Below are 701 nucleotides of genomic sequence, written 5' to 3' on the forward strand. Positions count from 1 at the left end.
GTTATTAGGGCTATCTTATTAGACGAACCCTCTATGCGTAATCGATTATCTGCATCAATATTAATATGTAAGCTACCCCCTTCTCCGGCTTGGAAAACCTCTTGTCGACGATCAAGTTCGCCTCGTTTGATCCAGGCCGAGAATGTCCAGGTTTGAGCATCACCATTTGATGTTGGAGTGTGTTGTAGGTAGCCATTCGTTCCATTAAATTCACCAGCAGAACCCGTCTCTGTTGTCGGCATGGAAACAGCAACAACAGCATCCTTGGAAAGCCCAGTGCTATCGGTCACACGCCAGGTAAAGCTGTCCTGACCACTATACCCCTGAGCATCATAGCTATAGGTGCCATCCGTATTGATCGTAACCAAAGCACCGCTTTGCAGGGTAAAGGTGTTATTCCCGTTATCTGTGGCATCAACAACTTTAAAGCTCAGGACTTCTGTACTATCGGCAACATCAAGATCTGCATCAGCAAAACTCAGTTTGTGAGAAACAGATGATCCACCATCAAAGACAATCTTGGCATCAACTGCCTCTGGGCCATTTACAGTCGTCAGATCAAAGTCACCATCTGCAAAGCGAAGGGTTTCAATGTCCGTCACAACATCACGACCATCAGCACCGCCAATAACCGTAAAGCTGCCATCCCCATTATCCTCAATCAGATAATCAGAACGGTTGCCAGAGAAAGCAGCAACGTC

The 701-nt window shown here is 46.5% G+C and carries 1 protein-coding gene; it reads right to left on the reverse strand.

Annotation, left to right across the window (positions count from 1 at the left end):
* On the reverse strand, window positions 1-701 hold a 701-nt coding region (locus WH96_RS20870; RefSeq protein ID WP_047766185.1), incomplete at both ends, for an Ig-like domain-containing protein.

It is taken from the genome of Kiloniella spongiae (assembly GCF_001026905.1).
GTDB classification, from domain to species: domain Bacteria; phylum Pseudomonadota; class Alphaproteobacteria; order Kiloniellales; family Kiloniellaceae; genus Kiloniella; species Kiloniella spongiae.